Genomic DNA, 16,438 nt, shown 5'->3' on the forward strand with positions numbered 1-16,438 from the left:
TTGTGGGCTTACAGTGCGCTCGGAGGGCGGTCGCATTTGTCGCGATTTCAACGGCTTATCCGAGTGCAGGAACACGGCGTCATTTACGAGGGGAAGGTGCATGGCTGGACGCGGGATCGCGTCGAATCCCAACATGCCCCGCTCTCCATTGCGCAGGCGACGGACCAACGCAGTCAAAACCCATTGCACCGGTTCGTTGCCTTCCGGCCAAGACCACGCCGTCATCAAACCGTGATTTGACATTTCGTCATACTTTGTAAATTTCGACAAATGCAAGTCAGGCAGTCGCCCCAGGACCGCATTCTGGATGCCGCCATGCGCGTGTTCCGCCGCCACGGCTTTCGTCGCTCCTCGATAGAACAGGCGGCCGAAGAGGCCGGGTTGACGCGGCAGGCGCTCTATCATCACTTCGCTTCCAAGGAAGCGCTGTTTCGCGCGGGCATCGAGCGACTCTACGAGCAGGCGCTCGCCGCCGAGATCGCGGCGGCCAAGGCAGCGGAAGAAGCCGGCGCAAGCCTTTCCGATATTCTTGTCGCCGAAATCGGCGCGAGGCTTGGTGCGCTGTTCGCGGCGCTTGAGGCTTCACCGCATCTCGACGAGTTGTTCTCCGAACATCTTGCGCATGCGCGCGACCTTTATCAGGCCTATTCGGTGCGTTTTGGCGCCGAGGTTGCGTCAACGATCGCTCGCGTCCGCCGCGCACGAAAGCTTGAATTGGCCGGCGGCGTGACGGTCGAAGAGCTCGCGCGCTGCGTCGAGATGGCGATCCACGGCACCAAATCCGCTTACCCCTCGATGCAGCCGGTCGACGCATTCCTGAAACAGCTCGAAACAATGCTGCGCATGCTGATCGCGGGCGCGATGGCGCCAGTCGCAAAGAAATCCCCACGCAAAACGGGAGTTCGAAAATGACAACCACGACCATCAATGGCCGCCCCCAAGCGCTACCGGACGACCCGGACGCGCTCATGATCGACGTCATCCGCGATGGCGGTCTCACCGGCACGAAACTCGTCTGCGGCTCCGGCGTCTGCGGCGCCTGCACCGTGCTGCTCGACGGCGCGCCGGTCGTGAGCTGCCTGTTGCCGGCGCATGCGGCCGGCGGCAAATCGCTGACGACGATTGAAGGCATCTGCGCCAACGGCCTGCATCCGGTGCAGAAGGCCTTCATGGCGCACGACGCCCTGCAATGCGGCTTCTGCACGCCGGGTTTTGTCGTGGAAGCCACCGCCTTCCATGACCGCTGGCGCGCGACCAAGGGCACGGCCACGCCCTCGCGCGAGGAGATCGCCGCCGCGCTGTCGGGACATCTCTGCCGCTGCGGCGCCTATGAAGGGATTTTTCGCGCGGTGGCGGAGGTCTGTGCGGGCCGCTTCGACGGCAACGACCCGGTCCCATCGCGCCTCGAAGCGCGCGACAAGGTGACGGGAGTGGCGCGCTACACTGTCGATATCAGCCATAGCGGCCAGTTCGAAGGCGTCATCCTCCGCGCCCACCTCGCGCATGCGAAGATCACGGGCCTCGACCTTGCACCCGCGCGCGCCATCGCTGGCGTCGCTGCGGCCGTCTCGCTGCTCGGCGAGGATAACATGGTCCGCTTTGTCGGCGCGCCGATCGCGGCCGTCGCCGCCAGGGATCGCCGCACCGCGCTCAAGGCGATCGCCGCGATCAGATTCAGGTCCGAGGAATTGCCCGCGGTGATCGGGCTCGATGCAGCGCGTCGTGACGACGCCCCCGTCGTGTTCGAAAAAAAAGGACCGCAAACGCGCCGGCAATGTGTCCGAGGGCGCCGGCGGTGCTCCGGTGTCGTGGAAGGGCAATGTGCGTGGACCCTCGGCGCCGTTCTCGCAGAAGGCGAAACAGGCGAAAGGCTGGCTAGCGGAGGCGCGCGAGGCACGCAACCCGCTTCTGGTGGAAGAGACCTTCCGCGTCTCCACGCAGCAGCACGCGTGCCTCGAGCCGCATGCCGCAGTGGCGAAGTTCGACGGCGATCAGCTCACCGTGCACGTCTCCACGCAGGCCGTTCATGAGACAATGGAGAAGATAGCCAAGCGCTATCAGCTTTCCCACGACAAGGTGCGTGTGATCGCCGATCACGTCGGCGGCGGTTTCGGCTCCAAGGGCAGCCTCGGCCTGGAGACCATTGCCGCAATCGAGCTTGCGCGTGCCGCGAAAGCGCCGGTGCGCGTGGTGTTCGACCGCGAGGAGGAGCTTTCCGTCGCCGGCTATCGACCGGCGGCCGAATTGAAGCTGTCCCTGTTGCCTTCCGCACAAGGCGGCCTGAAAGCGCTGTCGCTCACCGCCCATGCCGACACCGGCGCCGCGGTGAACTCATTGATCGCGGGCCTCGCGCGGCTGATCTATCCGGCCGAGGCGAAAGAGCTCGTCGACTTCGACGTGCTCAGCAATCTGCCGCCTGGCGCGCCGTTCCGCGGCCCGGGCGGCCCGCCGATGGCCTTTGCGCTGGAGCAGGCGGTCGACGAAGCGGCTTTGCGGATGAAGATCGATCCGATTCACTTGCGCAAGCTTTGGATCGCGATCCCAACCGGCAGCGGCTTTACGACTGGGCCGCCGGCCTCGACGTCTGGCGCAACCGCATGCCGGCCTCCTCGCAAAGCGGCCGCTACAGGCGCGGTGTCGGTGTCGCCGCCGGATACTGGCTCTATCTCTGGCAGACCGGTTCGACGGTGGAACTCGCAATCAAGGGCGGACGCATCGCCGCAAGCTGTGCGGTGCAGGATATCGGCACCGGAACGCGCAGCGTGATCGCGAATACCGTCGCGAAGGCGTTCGACCTGGAGCCGCAGGACATCGACGTCAGCATAGGCCGGTCCAATCTGCCGCCGGGACCAGGCTCCGGCGGCAGCCGCGTCACTGCCTCGGTCGTGCCGCCGACATTGCTCGCGATCGAGAAGCTGAAGGCGGAGATCCAGCGGACCGCGGCGCAGAGGCCAATTCCCGGCTCGAACGCTCCGTGGCGCGAATTGATCGCGGCCGCGCCCGACCTTGCGGTGTCCGCGAAACGTCCGGAGGATCACAAGCCCCCGCCGGGCGTCAGGCCGGCGCTGAGGGAGGCCGGTTTCATGGGCATGGTGTTCGGCTGGGTGCTTCGGCTGATGAACCACATGGTGGTTGGCGCCGGCGTGCCGAGCTCGGTGCAGGTGATGGAGGTCGAGGTCGACACCTGGCTCGGCCATGTGCGGGTGCTAAACGCTTATACCGGGCTGGCGATCGGCAAGCTCGCCGCACCTGCGCTGGCGCGTAGCCAGGCCGCAGGCGCGGTCATTCAAGGCATCGGCTACGCGCTCTATGAAGCGCGTGAGACCGATCCCGGCAGCGGCCATATCCTGAGCGGAAGCATGGAGGATTATCGCATCCCCGGCATCGCCGACATGCCACGGCTCGAGGTGCATTTCGACGAGGCAGGTTTCGAGCATGTGCCCGGCGGCAGCGTCGGTATCGGCGAAGTCGCGACCGTGCCGACCTCGCCGGCGATCGCGAATGCGATCCGTGATGCCATCGGCGTGAGACTGACCGAGATTCCGTTCCGGCCCGATCGCCTGGTCGCCGCGCTGAAAGGGAGGAATGCCGCATGAGTGCCGCCGTCATGACCATCGAAGCCGCGCCGGAGTTCCGCGCCGCCGGCACCGATCTCAGCGAGCGCCGCCGCAGCGGCGTGTCGAGGGGACCGCTGATCGATCTCGCTGCAGCGGGCGACAACGCCATTTCCTGGGACGCGAAAGGCGCCGCCAGCATCGGCGCACTTGCCACCATTGCCACCATCGCGACCAACATGCGCATGATGGAAGCCTATCCTGGCATTGCGGCAAGCGCACAAGGCCTTGCCACCCCGCAGGTGCGCCATCTTGCAACGCTTGGCGGCAACCTCGCGCAGCGGTCGCGCTGCTGGTATTTTCGCAAAGCCGACATTGATTGCCTCAAGAAGGGCGGCAGTGCCTGCCCTGCCCGATCGGGCAATCATCTCTATGGCGTCGCCTTCGATCTCGGCCCCTGCGTCGCGCCGCATCCCTCCACCATGGCAGCGGCATTGCTCGCCTATGACGCCAGCGTCGTCACGGATTCCCGCGGCGGACTGACGATCGCCGATTTGCTCGGCGATGGTTCGCATGCGCGCTCCGATCACACGCTCGCGGCGGGTGAGATGATCAAGAGCGTCGCGCTTCCTGCTCCTCTTGCCGGCGAGCGCGCATCCTACAAACGCGCGATCAGCCGCACCTACGCCGAATGGCCGCTGGTGGAAGTCTGCGCTCGAATCGTGATCGCCGACGGCAAGTTCCAGTTCGTGCGTCTTGCCGCCGGCGGCATCGCGCCGGTGCCGCTTCGTCTCATTGCTTGCGAAACGGCGCTGCAGGGTAAGGCTACAAACGCCGCAACGATCGCTGAAGCCGTGGGGCAAGCCACCTCCGGCGCCAAGCCGCTGCCGATGACGGCTTACAAGCTCGACTTGCTCGAGGGACTCTTGCGCGATCTCCTGGAGCGCCTCATGGCATAGCGCGATAGATCATCGCTCGGCCATGTGCTGAGAGAGTCGGTCCGGCGCACCGATCTTAAGGATACATTGTTTTTCGGGAACGCTCGGCGGCGCCCACCGTCAGCGGTGCGGCTCAAAAAAAATCGATCGATCCCGCCGCAAGAGCCTCGGGTCTTTCTTCCGCGATCCAGTGCCCCGCACCAGACATCCCGAGGCCATGCACTGGCACCCGCGCCATACGACCGATCCAGGACATATGTGGTTGAGAGAGAAACTGCTCAACGACACCGCCTTGAATTTTGCGGGCGATGCAAGGTTTTTCCGGCCTCGAAGAGCTACAGCGGCAGAATGGATTGTCCGTTTTGCTCGCTGTAATATCCTAATCTACGACGAGCGCGTAATCGGCCTGCATCATCGGATTTGCACGCTGTATTGAATCGGTGAGAGTACAGAAATCAGGGAAAGGTCGAACAGCAGCCGGCTGACCAGTGTCCGATCACAAGAAACGTCGCACGAGACTCATTTTGTTCTCGGCGATTTCTCCGCGAGGGTATTGGAAAATAAGAGCTTTCCAATGGTGGGCGCACCAGGGCTCGAACCTGGGACCCGCTGATTAAGAGTCAGCTGCTCTACCAACTGAGCTATGCGCCCGAAAGGCGGTCAATGCCTTGCGAGGCCGGTCGTTTAGCAAAGCGATCCGGGTCTGGCAAGCGATGTGATGCAGGTTTTCCAAGAGTTCGTCCACAGGCCCCAAAAAGCGAAAAGCCGTTGGATTCCAGCGGCTTCGCCAAGGTTGATCTCCGGAAAACCCTCGAAGGCTCAGAGCCGCCCGTCACGGTCCTGGTCCTGGCCGCTGTCACGGTCGAAACGATCGCCCTGGAAGCGGTCCATACCCCGCTCCATCATGCGGTCCATCATGCGGTTCATGCCGCGTTCCATGAAGCGGCCGGGCGAGCCGTCCTCGCCGCCGCCGAACGGGCCGCGGTGACGGGTCAGCATGGCGAGACGCCGCTTCTGGCCCTCGTCGAGCGTCTTGTAGAGCGGATCGGCGGCATCGGCGATCTTCTTCAGGGCTGCGGAGGTAGCGCCCAGGTCCTCGGCGCGCTGGCGGAGGCGCGCGACCGGATCCTCGGGCTTGTCGGCGTCGCCCGGCGCCGCACTCATCCGCGCATTGGCGCGGTCGATCCGCATCTTGGCGAACTCGCGCACGGCAGCCTCGACCGGCGGCCACAGCTTCTCCTGATCGGCGTTGAGCTTCAGCCCCGCATGGACGGCGGCGATCCGCGCATCGACGAGGGCGGCGCGGTCTTCCGGGTTCACGCGCATGTGGCGGAAGTGCTCCATCCACGGGGAATGATACTGGGCATAGACCGCGCCCGAGCCGGCGATGCTGAGCACGGCGATGGCGGCGATGGTGAACTTCCTCATACGAACCTCCTTTGGAAGGATGCCCATGAGGATGAGCGCCGAACCGCTGACGCGCAAATTACAACTTGGACAGGGAGCGCGTTCTTACGGAAATGTCACTGCCCTGAATTTCTGTTCAGTCGCAATCTGAAATCATTCGCAACAAAGGGCTTCCGCGCCCGGCACGGAAGCCCTTTATTCATCATTCAGTCTGTTTAGATTAGTTCGTCGCGCTCTTCGCTTCCTTCTGGAACTCGTCGATCAGCGGCTGGCCGACGCGGCTTGCGGCGTCCTTGTAGACCGGCTCCATCGCCTTGCGCATTGCCGCGTCCTGCTCCGGCGTGAGCTTGATGATCTCGCTCTTGCCGCTCTTCTTGATCTCGGCAAGTGCGTCGTCGTTCTCCTTCTGCGACTGCGCGTTGTTGAAGTCGGTCGCTTCCTTCATCGCCTTCGCGAGCTGGTCGCGGATATCGCCCGGCAGGTCGTCCCAGAACTTCTTGTTCACGATCACGACGTAGCCGATGTAGCCGTGATTGGTCTCGGTGATGTACTTCTGCACCTCGTGCATCTTCTGGGTATAGATGTTCGACCAGGTGTTCTCCTGCCCGTCGACCACGCCGGTCTGCAGCGCCTGGTAGACTTCCGAGAACGCCATCACCTGCGGCAGCGAGCCGAGCGCCTTGAACTGGGCCTGGAGCACGCGCGAGGACTGGATGCGGAATTTCACGCCCTGATAGTCGGCCGGCGCCACCAGCTTCTTGTTGGCGCTCATCTGCTTGAAGCCGTTGTCCCAATAGGCAAGGCCAGTGATGCCCTTGGTGTCGAGCAGCTTGAGCAGCTTTATGCCGAGCGGGCCTTCCGTGACCTTCCGCAGCGTCTTCAGGTCGGGAAGGATATAGGGCAGATCAAACACCTCGAACTCTCGGATGCCGAGCGGGCCGAACTTGGAGTTGGACGGCGCCAGCATCTGCACGCTGCCGAGCTGGAGCGCTTCGAGCTCTTCCTTGTCCTTGTAGAGCGTCGAGTTCGGGTAGACCTCGACCTTGACCTTGCCGCCCGTGTACTTCTCGGCGAGTTCCTTGAATTTCTCGGCTGCCTTGCCCTTCGGCGTGTCGGTGGCCACGACGTGGCTGAACTTGATGATGATCGGCGATTGGGCCGATGCCGGCCCGGTCAACGCCAACGCCCCGGTCAAGGCCGCAATCGATGCCGCAGCCCAAATCAGTTTCCGCATGCTTCCTCCCGCACATTTTTGTGGAGCGCGGATCGCCGGCCCCTACCCTTAATTTCAAGCCTTAAAGTCAAGACTTGAGGGCAGCTTTATAGGGAAGCCGGCGGAGGTGCTATTGCCCCTTAGCAGGGGGCCGCCTGCAAAAATGCGGTATCCGAAACGAGAGCGAAGGAGAGCGGCTCGCACGAGACGACGAACGAAAAACGCGGCGCCGAGGGCGCCGCGTTTCTGCTGATTGGCTGTGAGAACGGGCGTCAGCTTGCAGCTGCCGTCGTCACCGTATCGCGCTGGCGCTTCATGACGATCTTGTTGAGCGCGCCGAGATAGGCCTTCGCCGAGGCCACCAGCGTATCCGGGTCCGCCGCGCGCGCCGTCATCGCACGGCCGTCCTGCGACAAGCGCACCGAGACTTCAGCCTGCGCGTCGGTGCCTTCGGTCACCGCATGGACCTGGTACAGCTCGAGCTTGGCCTCATGCGGCACCAGGCGCTTGATGCAGTTGAACACCGCGTCGACCGGACCGTTGCCCTCGGCCTCCTCGATCTTGATCTGGCCGTCGACGTCGAGCTTCATGGTCGCGCGCTGCGGGCCATGAGTGCCGGCGATCACGGTCAGCGAGGTCAGCTTGATGCGATCGTGCGATGCCGCCATCTCCTCATCGACCAGCGCCTCGATGTCCTCGTCGTAGATGTCCTTCTTCCGGTCGGCGAGCGCCTTCATCCGCGTAAACGCATCTTCCAGCTGGTTCGGACCGAGCTTGTAGCCCATCTCCTCCAGCTTGTGCACGAAGGCATGGCGGCCGGAGTGCTTGCCGAGCACCAGCGAGGACTGCTTCAGGCCGACCATCTCAGGCCGCATGATCTCGTAGGTGGAGGCATCCTTCAGCACGCCGTCCTGATGAATGCCGCTCTCGTGCGCGAAGGCATTCCGGCCGACGATGGCCTTGTTGTACTGCACCGGGAACGAGGTCGCCGCCGACACCACCTTCGAGGCGCGGGTGAGCTGCGTGGTGTCGATCTTGTTCCAGTACGGGAATTTGTCGTTGCGGACGTTGATCGCCATCACGATCTCTTCCAGCGCGGCGTTGCCGGCGCGCTCGCCGATGCCGTTGATGGTGCATTCGACCTGGCGCGCGCCGCCGACGATGCCGGCCAGCGAGTTGGCCACGGCCATGCCGAGGTCGTTATGGCAGTGCACGGAGAACACCGCCTTGTCCGAGTTCGGCACGCGCTCGATCAGCGTCTTCATGAAGTACGTGTATTCCTCCGGCACCGTGTAGCCGACGGTGTCGGGGATATTCACCGTGGTAGCGCCGGCCTTGATGACGGCCTCGACGATGCGGCACAGGAAGTCCATCTCGCTGCGGGTGCCGTCCTCAGCCGACCATTCGACATCGTCGATCTGGTTGCGGGCGCGCGCGACCATGGCGACCGAGGTCTCGATCACCTGCTCCGGGGTCTTGTTCAACTTCACCCGCATATGCAGCGGCGAGGTCGCGATCACAGTGTGGACGCGGCCGCGCTTGGCAAATTTCACCGCCTCGGCACAGCGATCGATATCGGCGGGATGAGCGCGGGACAGACCGGCGATGACCGCGTTCTTGGAGCGACGGGCGATCTCGCTGACCGCCTGGAAGTCGCCTTCGGAGGTGATCGGGAAACCGGCCTCGATGACGTCCACGCCCATATCATCCAGTAGCTCGGCGACCTCGAGCTTCTCCTCGAAGGTCATGGTGGCGCCGGGGCACTGCTCGCCGTCGCGCAGCGTGGTGTCGAAAATGATGACGCGGTCCTTCTCGGACTTGTTCACGGAGGCCATTACTAGATTTCCTTTTGAGCTTTTGCGCCGTTCAGTACTGGGCGCTTGAGGTGTCCGGTGATCTCGTACAACCCCTGAGTGCCCAGGCGCGTGGCGCCCAGCCGGCCCTCAGGGGCAAGTAAGAAGAAGGCCGCCGATAAGGAGGGTGGGCAGCAGCGCAGCCGGGATCGTGGCGGCGGCCAGAGCCACCTCCCCCGAAATCCCATCGATTTGGCCGCGAATCAGCATTGCCAGACCCTTTCAAGCCCTGAAATCCTCGGTCAAAACCGTTGACGGTTGGTTGCCGGGAGGCTCGATGCGCTGTTTCTAGACGAGAATTGGCCGCAACTGCAACGCCAAAAGATGGTCAGAATGGCTTACCTGATTGCGGGTGCGCGAGGCTATCCGGTACGGCGGGCGCGTGCCCTGGTTTCCCAGCGGTCCAGCATCTGGCCGAGCTCGCCGGTTGCAGGTGGCGCAATCCGATTGATGTTTGCAATCTCGTTGGTGTTGGCAGGTGCGTTGGCCTTAAGCCAATCCGGCTCAGTATATTCGCGCCAGCGGCGCGCCTCGGCCCGCCTTTTGCGCGAGACGTAATCGCGGGTGAAATAGCCGGCGGCAAACGCGATCCCAAGCAGCAAAACCAGTACGACGACGCCTAACACCATGAACTCCGGCCTTTGCCCCGAAAGACGTTCTGCCAGCATCGCGCAGAAGATCAAGGCTTGACATGCCCCAAGACCGGGCCCGGTCAACAGCTCGTGGCCGGGACGAATTATCGCCTTTGCACCTCGCACGGCGGCAATGCGGAAATAATTTGGCGTAGGCCTACATCCAGCGCTCCGGCCCCACCTGCAAGAGGCGGCGCCGGAATCCACATGGTGACGCGCTTGCCCGGATCAGGCACTATTGCGAGCGGTCCGAGGTCCAGCCCTTGTACTCGCCGACATTGTCGCGCGTTACGAGCTTTGACGGCAGCAGCTCGACCGTTGAGGCCGGCTTCTGTCCGTTCAAGATGCCGACGCCGACCTGCACGGCGCGGCGCGCCATGAAGAACGGGTCCTGCGAGGCGGAGGCCTGGATCTGCGGCGAGCCCGGATCCTTTAGCGCGGCCTCGATGTCGGGCGCGCCGTCGACCGCGGTGATGATGATGCCGCTGCGGTTCTGCTGGCGCGCGGCGAGATCGGTGCCGATCGCCTGCGGATCGTTGATGGCGAAGATCGCATCGATCTTGGGGAAGCGGGTCAGATAGCCCTGCGCGACCGTGAGGCCGCCCTCGCGCGAGCCCTTGCCGTCCTGGTCGCTGGACAACACCTTGATGCCGGCATTCTTGCCGAACACGGTCTTGCAGCCATTGACGCGATCGATCACGGCAGAGACCTGCGGCCCGTTTTCGATAATCACCTCGCCTTTGCCGCCGAGCTTGTCGACGATGTACTGGCACGAGATTTCGCCGGCCTGGACGTTGTTGGTGGTGACGGTCGCATCAGCGCCTTCGGCCGCGGTGTCTACGGCCACGACGATGATGCCGGCGGCCTGCGCCTTCTTGATCGCCGGGCCGATCGCCTTGGGATCGCCGGGGTTGAGCAGGATCAGGTCGACGCCGGCGGCGATGAAATTGTCGATCTGAGTCACCTGCTTGCCGAGATCATATTCGAAGCCGACGGTGGTGATCTTTACGTTGGGATTGGTCTTCTTGGCCTCGAACTCGGCGCCCTTCGACAACGCGACGAAGAACGGATTGCCCATCGATCCCAGCGAGACGCCGATCGATTTGAGCTCTTTTGCGAAGGACGGCGTGGTGCTCAGGGCGAGCGCCATCGCAGCACCGGCAAGCGTGATCGTCTTCAACATGGACTTCCTCCCTGGTCGGTCTTCATCCCCGGGCACGGCAGACCAGTTGCCGCAACCGAATCCACGTCGCGCGCTAGGTGCGCGCCGAGCCTTTTAGGTTCTGGCCGAGCCTTGCAGCCGGTAACGATCGAGCGCGACGGCGCCGATGATCACCAGGCCCTTGATGACGTATTGCCAGATGTCGGACACTCCGACGAGAATGAGGCCGTTCGACAGCACGGCGATGATCAGCGCGCCGACCAGCGTTCCCCAGATCGAGCCAATGCCGCCGACGAAGGAGGTACCGCCGAGGATCACCGCGGTGATGGCGTCGAGCTCGTAGGACTGGCCGAGTTGCAAACCGTTGGCCGCATAGAGCCGTGCCGCCTGCATGGCGCCCCCTAGCCCCGCCAGCAATCCCGACACCCCATAGACGAAGATCAGCACGGCCCAGACCTTGATGCCGGCCAGCCGCGCCGCGCTCTCATTGCCGCCAACCGCGTAGATGTGCACACCGAGCACGGTCCGGCGCAGCACCAGCCAGGACACGAGGATGACGAGCAAGGCGATCACCGACAGCCATGGGATCGACGCTACACCGGGAATGAGCGTCAGCGAGCCGTTGCCGATGAAGGCATAGGGAATGGCGGGGTTGAACACCGTGGTGTCGGCGCCGAGTAGGCGCGCTAGCCCGCGCACTGCGGTGAGCGAGCCCAGCGTCACGATGAAGGGTGGCAGCCGCAACAGCGCGATCAAGGCACCATTGACGACACCGAAGCCAAGGCCGGTGAGGACGGAGACCGGCAGCCACAGCGCGCCGAACTCGGGCAGTTTCGACAGCGTCAGCCCCGCCATCGCGGAGGCCGCCAGAATCGAACCGACCGACAGATCGATACCGCCCGTGAGGATAACGAAGGTCATGCCGGCGGCGAGCACGGTGTTGACGGCAGCCTGCTGCAACACGATTCCGAGGTTCTGTCCCGTGAAGAAACGCCCCTCGGACAGCACGTGAAAGCCGATGCAAAGGATCAGCAGCACCGGCAGCATGCCGAGTGCACTGATCAGCATCCGCACCCGTTGGCGCCCGGTTTCCGCGGCGGTGCCATTGGTCGCGCCCGAGGCGGCCTTGGCCTGCGAAGCACCATTATCCGGCATCGAGATGCTCCATCCCCGTGGCAAGCGCCATGATGTCCTCTTGCGTCAGCGGCGAGTCTGGCCCGCGCGCGACCTCGCCGGCAATGCGGCCCGCGCGCATGACGATGACGCGATCGCAGATGCCGATGATCTCCGGCAGATCGGATGAGATGACGAGGATCGCGGTGCCGGATTTGGCGAGATTGTCGATAATCGAATAGATCTCGGACTTCGCGCCGACATCGACCCCGCGGGTCGGCTCGTCGAGGATCAGTATTTTTGGCGCAATCGCAAGCAGCCGTGACAGCAGCACCTTCTGCTGGTTGCCGCCGGAGAGCCCGCCGGCGGAGACGCCGACATTGGCGGCCCGGATGTTGAGCGACGTGAAAGCCTTGTTGGCACGGTCTCGCGCCTTGTCGCGATCGAGGATGCAGCCGAGTTTTGCGTCATGGCCGAGGACGGCGAGATTGATATTGTCCAGGCACGACATGTCCAGGAACAGGCCGAGCGCTTTCCGATCTTCGGTGAGATAGGCGACGCCAGCCTCGAGCGCCTCGCCGGGCGTACGAATATCGACTTCGTGGCCCTCGACCTCGACGCGGCCCGATGTCCTGGTTGCAGCGCCGATGATGAGAAGCGCAAGCTCGGTGCGACCGGCGCCGATCAAGCCGGCGAGCCCGACCACCTCGCCCGCATGCACGGTGAGCGAACAGCCTTTGACGCGTTGCCCGTCCGCCATGTCGATCGCCGCAAGCACGGGATGGCCCCGCCCGCCGTCCGGATCATGCTCCTTCTTGTAGAAAGAAGAGACGTCGCGCCCGACCATCAGGCGGACGATGGTGTCGGCGCGAATGTCCGCCTTGTCGAGCGAGCCGACCAGGCGGCCGTCGCGCAGTACGGTGACGCGGTCGCCGAGCGCGTAGACCTCGTCCATGCGGTGCGAGATGTAGATGATGGCGAGGCCCTCGGCCCGGAGCTGGCGGATCAGCGCGAACAACCGCTCGCTCTCGCCGGCCGACAGCGCCGTGGTCGGCTCGTCCATGATCAGGATTTTCGACCGCGCGTGCAGCGCACGCGCTATCTCAACGAGCTGGCGCTGGCCCATGGACAAATGCGCGACCAGCGCCGACGGCAAAAAGTCCGCGCCCAGCCGCTGCAGGATCGGACCGACGCCTTCGCGCATGGCGCCGCGCGCCAGCAGGCCGGAACTGGAGATCTCGCGGCCGAGATAAATGTTCTCAGCAACGGTCAGGTTCGGGGCGAGTGAAAGTTCCTGATAGATGATCGAGATGCCGGCCGCGCGGCCGCCGAGCGGGCCTTCGATCCTGACCGGCTGGCCCTCGATGCGGATCTCGCCGCCGGGATCGGGCCGGTAGGCACCCGACAGAATCTTCATCAGGGTCGATTTGCCGGCGCCGTTCTCACCCATCAGGGCATGAATCTCGCCGGCATAGACGGTGAGGTCCACCGCCCTCAGCGCCTTGATGCCGAAAAAAGATTTCGAGACCCCGCGCATCTCGAGGATGGGATCGTTCACCGTGCCTCCCGGCGCAATGCGTTTCCTGTCCGCGTCTTTGGGTTTGGCAGCGCGGTTCGCGCATTAAACAAAAGGCCGTGGCAGAGGGCAATACCGAACCGGGGGCGTCGAGGCGATGGAACGCAATTTCACACGCGGAAGATGCGGCTAGTAACGCGGCCGGTACAGCTTGCGCCACTCGATCAGCCGCGCGGCATAGGCCTCGCTGAGCGCGCGGTCGGGTTCGAACGTCGTGATGCGCCGCGGCGGCGTGCACACGCTTGTGATCGTCTCGCCGGTGACGGCAAGGCGCCCCAATCGTGCCGCACCGAACGCAGCTCCAGTCTCGCCGTCAGCAAAACGATGGATCGGCACGTTCAGGACATTGGCCAACACCGCGAGCCAGAACGGCGACCGCGAGCCGCCGCCGATGACGTCGGCTTCCGCGACTTTGATGCCCGCGCTGGCGAGCGCATCGCGGCAGTCGGCGAGCGCAAAAGCCACGCCTTCGAGCACGGCCTGCGTGATCGCGGAGCGATCGGTGCCGTGATCGAGGCCATCGAGCAGGCCGCGGACGTCGGGATCATCATGCGGCGTCCGTTCGCCGGAGAGATAAGGCAGGAAGCTGACGGGCGACGGCGCCTGCGGACGTTGACCGAGCGGCGCCAGCAGTTCCGCCTCGGAGGCGCCGAACAACCGCGCGGCCCAGGTCAGGCAGGACGCCGCCGAGAGGATCGCACCGGCCTGAAGCCACATTCCGGGGATCGCATGGCAGAAGGTGTGCACCACCCGCTCCGGGTTGGCGGCGACTGCATCGGTCGGCGTCAGCAACGCACCTGAGGTTCCGAGCGAGATGAACGCGCTGCCCGGCAGGATCGCACCGATGCCGACCGCGCCAGCCGGATTGTCGCCGGCGCCGCCCGCGATCACCGGCTGCTTCGTCATGCCCCAGCGCTGCGCGAGCTCCCGCGTCAGCCGCGTCGCGGGCGCACAGCCCTCGACAAGGCGCGGCATCTGCGCGCGCGACAGGCCCGTGGCCGCGAGGCCTTCGTCCGACCAATCGCGCCGCGTCACGTCGAGCCAGAGCGAGCCCGAGGCATCCGAGGCGTCCTCGATCGCCTCACCTGACAGGATCAGGCGCAGATAGGCCTTTGGCTGCAGGACGAGCTTCGTCGCCGCAAAACTCTCCGACTCGTGCGCTGCGATCCAAAGCAGTTTTGGCGCGGTGAAGCCTGGCATCGCCTTGTTGCCGGTCGTGGTCCGAAGCGCCGGCCAGCGCTCTTCCAGCAAACGACATTCGGCGGCGGCGCGGCCGTCGTTCCAGATAATGCAGGGCCGCAGCGGCTTGTGATCGGCATCGAGCAGCGTGGCGCCGTGCATCTGACCGGACAAGCCGATGCCCTCGACCGCGGCAAGCTCGCGCGGATGATCCGCCTTGAGGGCATCCAGTGTCGCAAAGGCGGCCTCGATCCATTGCCGGGGATCCTGCTCGGAATGGCCTGAATGCGGCGAGAGCGTCTCGATGGGATGACTGCGGTTCGCGACCACGCGCTGCCTGTCGTCGACAAGCACAGTCTTCACCGCCGAGGTGCCGAGATCGATGCCAAGATACATGATACAGTCCGGTACGCGATCCGGATCGCGGCGGCAATTGTATCAAATGTGTGGCGCTGGCGCATTGTGCCGCGCGAAGAGTTCGCTCGGCGCCCTCGCAACTCGCCGCGGACCGGACTAACCTTAAGGTTGCCGAGCCGGATCGACCGGCCGGCGATACACCGGGAGGCTACGACGATGCGCGAGCAAGATCGCGACTTTGACGCTACACTCTCACGACGAACCCTTGTCCAGGGCCTGGCCGCAGCCGCCGGCGCCACGGTCGCCGGAGCGGGCACTGCATTGGCGCAGAATGCGACGCCAGGTCCGGCGGCGCCACCAACCACGATTACGACGCCGCCGCGCGATTTCAGCCCGCGCGGTGCGCCGACCACCTATTTCTGGGACCCCGATATTCTCGCGGTCGATCCGTCCTTCAACGACCTCGCGCAGCCGAACACCGCGATCAAGCGGCTCCACACCGGCCTCTTGTGGGCCGAGGGCCCGGCCTGGAGCGCCCAGGGCCGCTATCTGCTGTGGAGCGACATCCCCAACAACAGGCAGATGCGCTGGAGCGAGGACGACGGCCACGTCAGCGTATTCCGTTCGCCGTCCAACAACTCCAACGGTAACTCGTTCGACTTCCAGGGCCGACAGCTCTCGTGCGAACACCTGACGCGCCGGGTGACGCGCTACGAGCACGACGGCACCGCGACCGTGCTTGCGGACTCCTATCAGGGCAAGCGGCTGAACTCGCCGAACGACATCGCCGCGCATCCCGACGGCAGCTACTGGTTCACCGACCCGCCCTATGGCGGCCAGCTCTACGAGGGCGAACCGGACGGACCCGGCGGCCCGAGCAATGCGGGCGGCAAGCTCAATCCGCGGATCGGACAGCCGGCCGGCTTCGTGCCGGGCAAGCGCGAACTGCCGACCAATTGCTATCGCATCGATCCCTCAGGCCGCATCGATCTCGTCGTCTCCGAGGAGCAGGTGCCCGATCCGAACGGCCTGTGCTTCTCGCCGGACTTCAAGAAGCTCTATGTCATCTCGACCGGGAAAGGCCCTGGCGACACCGGGCCTGGTGGCAAGGGCGAGATCTTCGTGTTCGACGTCGGCAGTGACAACAAGCTGTCCAACCAGAAGCGCTTCTCCGACTGCGTGATCGACGGCGTGAAGTGCGGGCCGGACGGCGTACGCTGCGACGTCAACGGCAATGTCTGGGCCTCCAGCAATGCCGGCCGCGCCGTCGGCTACAGCGGCGTGACGGTGTGGTCGCCGGAGGGCAAGCTGCTCGGCCGCATCCGCCTGCCGGAAGTCTGCGGCAATATCTGCTTCGGCGGACCCAAGCGCAACCGTCTGTTCATGGCCGCGAGCCAGTCGCTCTACGCGGTGTACACGGCGACGCAAGGTGCCGGCCCGGGCTGAAGCGGCGC

The 16,438-nt window shown here is 64.5% G+C and carries 13 protein-coding genes, 1 tRNA gene and 1 pseudogene; 6 read left to right on the forward strand and 9 right to left on the reverse strand.

Translation table 11 applies throughout. The features are described 5' to 3' along the window. Nucleotides 1-270 precede the first annotated feature (270 nt). The 5 genes and pseudogenes from AC629_RS12450 to AC629_RS12460 all read left to right on the forward strand — a co-directional run bounded on the left by AC629_RS12450 (nucleotide 271) and on the right by AC629_RS12460 (nucleotide 4,513). Nucleotides 271-912, forward strand: a complete 642-nt coding sequence (locus AC629_RS12450) for a TetR/AcrR family transcriptional regulator (RefSeq protein WP_084805045.1) — start codon at nucleotides 271-273, stop codon at nucleotides 910-912. Continuing rightward, a complete protein-coding gene (locus AC629_RS48570) occupies nucleotides 909-2,030 on the forward strand; it encodes a (2Fe-2S)-binding protein (RefSeq protein WP_245331827.1) in 1,122 nt (373 codons plus the stop codon). Before AC629_RS12450 ends, AC629_RS48570 begins: the two co-directional genes overlap by 4 nt. After that, nucleotides 1,912-2,469, forward strand: a pseudogene (locus AC629_RS49815) (molybdopterin cofactor-binding domain-containing protein); the annotation flags it as partial. The gene AC629_RS48570 and the pseudogene AC629_RS49815, both read left to right, overlap by 119 nt. A 128-nt stretch (nucleotides 2,470-2,597) precedes the next feature. After that, complete coding sequence (locus AC629_RS49820; protein ID WP_283846376.1) at nucleotides 2,598-3,596, forward strand: xanthine dehydrogenase family protein molybdopterin-binding subunit; 999 nt, start codon at nucleotides 2,598-2,600, stop codon at nucleotides 3,594-3,596. Continuing rightward, on the forward strand, nucleotides 3,593-4,513 hold the full coding sequence (locus AC629_RS12460; RefSeq protein WP_084805046.1) for an FAD binding domain-containing protein: 921 nt from the start codon (nucleotides 3,593-3,595) through the stop codon (nucleotides 4,511-4,513). The genes AC629_RS49820 and AC629_RS12460 overlap by 4 nt, the downstream gene beginning before the upstream one ends. Before the next feature lie 554 nt (nucleotides 4,514-5,067). Here AC629_RS12460 and AC629_RS12465 read toward each other — a convergent pair. From AC629_RS12465 to xylB, 9 genes are all read right to left on the reverse strand, one after another. After that, a tRNA-Lys gene (locus AC629_RS12465) sits at nucleotides 5,068-5,143 on the reverse strand. A gap of 168 nt (nucleotides 5,144-5,311) precedes the next feature. Beyond that, nucleotides 5,312-5,920, reverse strand: coding sequence for a Spy/CpxP family protein refolding chaperone (locus tag AC629_RS12470; RefSeq protein WP_084805141.1), 609 nt, complete (start codon nucleotides 5,918-5,920; stop codon nucleotides 5,312-5,314). Between the two features lie 199 nt (nucleotides 5,921-6,119). Next, complete coding sequence (locus AC629_RS12475) at nucleotides 6,120-7,133, reverse strand: TRAP transporter substrate-binding protein (protein ID WP_084805047.1); 1,014 nt, start codon at nucleotides 7,131-7,133, stop codon at nucleotides 6,120-6,122. Nucleotides 7,134-7,384: 251 nt separating this feature from the next. Beyond that, on the reverse strand, nucleotides 7,385-8,947 hold the full coding sequence (locus tag AC629_RS12480) for a 2-isopropylmalate synthase (RefSeq protein WP_084805048.1): 1,563 nt from the start codon (nucleotides 8,945-8,947) through the stop codon (nucleotides 7,385-7,387). A 380-nt stretch (nucleotides 8,948-9,327) separates the two neighbouring features. After that, the gene (locus AC629_RS12485) at nucleotides 9,328-9,591 is read right to left on the reverse strand and encodes a hypothetical protein (RefSeq protein ID WP_084805142.1); all 264 of its coding nucleotides are present in this window, start codon (nucleotides 9,589-9,591) and stop codon (nucleotides 9,328-9,330) included. Nucleotides 9,592-9,832: 241 nt separating this feature from the next. Beyond that, a complete protein-coding gene (locus AC629_RS12490) occupies nucleotides 9,833-10,780 on the reverse strand; it encodes an ABC transporter substrate-binding protein (protein WP_074118330.1) in 948 nt (315 codons plus the stop codon). 93 nt (nucleotides 10,781-10,873) lie between these two features. Beyond that, a complete protein-coding gene (locus tag AC629_RS12495; protein WP_084805049.1) occupies nucleotides 10,874-11,914 on the reverse strand; it encodes an ABC transporter permease subunit in 1,041 nt (346 codons plus the stop codon). Beyond that, nucleotides 11,904-13,430 carry a sugar ABC transporter ATP-binding protein gene (locus tag AC629_RS12500; RefSeq protein WP_084805050.1) on the reverse strand — a complete coding sequence of 509 codons (1,527 nt, stop codon included), beginning with the start codon at nucleotides 13,428-13,430 and terminating at the stop codon, nucleotides 11,904-11,906. The genes AC629_RS12495 and AC629_RS12500 overlap by 11 nt, the downstream gene beginning before the upstream one ends. A gap of 147 nt (nucleotides 13,431-13,577) precedes the next feature. Next, entirely contained in the window at nucleotides 13,578-15,023 is a 1,446-nt protein-coding gene (xylB, locus tag AC629_RS12505; RefSeq protein ID WP_084805051.1) for a xylulokinase, read from the reverse strand. A 177-nt stretch (nucleotides 15,024-15,200) separates the two neighbouring features. Here xylB and AC629_RS12510 point away from each other — a divergent pair, with 177 nt between their 5' ends. Then, complete coding sequence (locus AC629_RS12510) at nucleotides 15,201-16,430, forward strand: SMP-30/gluconolactonase/LRE family protein (RefSeq protein ID WP_084805052.1); 1,230 nt, start codon at nucleotides 15,201-15,203, stop codon at nucleotides 16,428-16,430. Nucleotides 16,431-16,438 lie beyond the last annotated feature (8 nt).

It is taken from the genome of Bradyrhizobium sp. NAS80.1 (assembly GCF_001908205.1).
Taxonomy (GTDB): domain Bacteria; phylum Pseudomonadota; class Alphaproteobacteria; order Rhizobiales; family Xanthobacteraceae; genus Bradyrhizobium.

Bases quoted from the DNA above. Each gene is read 5' to 3' on its own strand.
- AC629_RS12450 (WP_084805045.1), top strand. From the start codon at position 271: ATGCAAGTCAGGCAGTCGCCCCAGGACCGCATTCTGGATGCCGCCATG.
- AC629_RS48570 (WP_245331827.1), top strand. From the start codon at position 909: ATGACAACCACGACCATCAATGGCCGCCCCCAAGCGCTACCGGACGAC.
- AC629_RS49820 (WP_283846376.1), top strand. From the start codon at position 2,598: ATGCCGGCCTCCTCGCAAAGCGGCCGCTACAGGCGCGGTGTCGGTGTC.
- AC629_RS12460 (WP_084805046.1), top strand. From the start codon at position 3,593: ATGAGTGCCGCCGTCATGACCATCGAAGCCGCGCCGGAGTTCCGCGCC.
- AC629_RS12470 (WP_084805141.1), bottom strand. From the start codon at position 5,920: ATGAGGAAGTTCACCATCGCCGCCATCGCCGTGCTCAGCATCGCCGGC.
- AC629_RS12475 (WP_084805047.1), bottom strand. From the start codon at position 7,133: ATGCGGAAACTGATTTGGGCTGCGGCATCGATTGCGGCCTTGACCGGG.
- AC629_RS12480 (WP_084805048.1), bottom strand. From the start codon at position 8,947: ATGGCCTCCGTGAACAAGTCCGAGAAGGACCGCGTCATCATTTTCGAC.
- AC629_RS12490 (WP_074118330.1), bottom strand. From the start codon at position 10,780: ATGTTGAAGACGATCACGCTTGCCGGTGCTGCGATGGCGCTCGCCCTG.
- AC629_RS12495 (WP_084805049.1), bottom strand. From the start codon at position 11,914: ATGCCGGATAATGGTGCTTCGCAGGCCAAGGCCGCCTCGGGCGCGACC.
- xylB (WP_084805051.1), bottom strand. From the start codon at position 15,023: ATGTATCTTGGCATCGATCTCGGCACCTCGGCGGTGAAGACTGTGCTT.
- AC629_RS12510 (WP_084805052.1), top strand. From the start codon at position 15,201: ATGCGCGAGCAAGATCGCGACTTTGACGCTACACTCTCACGACGAACC.